At 30.4% G+C, this 958-nt stretch carries 1 protein-coding gene; it reads right to left on the bottom strand.

The features are described 5' to 3' along the window. On the bottom strand, positions 1-812 hold an 812-nt coding region (locus MSI_RS13500), incomplete at its 3' end, for a hypothetical protein (protein ID WP_202799350.1). Positions 813-958 lie beyond the last annotated feature (146 nt).

Here is a 958-nt window from a genome sequence, read left to right as displayed (position 1 = left end):
ACAACAATATTTCTTTCTGATAATTTTTTTTCTGCTTCTGGAGTTCCCAAAGGAGGAAATATTTCAAATAATTCTCGGCTCGGAATTTCTTTTCCAGCAATATTAGAGATTTCTTCTGCTTTTTCTGCCAGTTTCTTTTTAAACAAAAATTTCACTATTGGAGATTTACATGAATTTCCTGCTAGAAAAATATTAACTTTTTCTATATTTTCAGGGATATTTCTATTTTGGAAAGCTTGTGTTAAAGCATCAAAAAAATTTTCAATGCCACTTTCAATTCTTGTTTCAATTAAATGATATATATTATTCCTAGTAGTTTGTAATTCAACATTCTGTGTATCAACACCATCTTTATTGTATAAAGCAACTTTTAGAATAATCTTTTCATCAAATTTTTTCTGAATATCATTATATGCATTTTCTAATTTATCAAACTTTGGAATTAATTCATCCTCAGTTGTATTTGAACTATCTTTTCCCATAATGAATGCTTGAATCTCTTGATACAACTGATCGTATTTATCATCCTTACTTTGAATTTTTCCTTTTAATGCTTCATTAGCCTCTTCTAGTTTTTTTAGTGAAACTTCTTCTGGATATACAAAATAATAATCTTTTGCTTTTTCTTCCCAATAAGGTCTAAGAGCTTCCATTAAGTTATGCATATTTCTTTCTGCTTCTTGCGATTCTGAAATGAATGCATCGGAACCTATAAAATCGCTCATTCCTGGAGGACATGAGAACGAATAATTCCCCGGAAGCATAACGGTATCTTTGTTTTCCTTAAAGACTTCATAAGCGAGCATTTCCAATAGATTTCACCACCTAAATAACGATCGCCATTTGGTGTAGGAAAGTTTCCAATTCATAATTATATTTGTTACTCTTCTTTTGGTAATTCCAAATTCCAAAATCGAAGTCAGTCGTACCTCCTCCAAAGTCGAATATTCCATACAAT

Source organism: Treponema sp. JC4, assembly GCF_000260795.1.
GTDB lineage: Bacteria > Spirochaetota > Spirochaetia > Treponematales > Treponemataceae > Treponema_D.
This window is presented reverse-complemented; position numbering and strand designations above follow the sequence as displayed.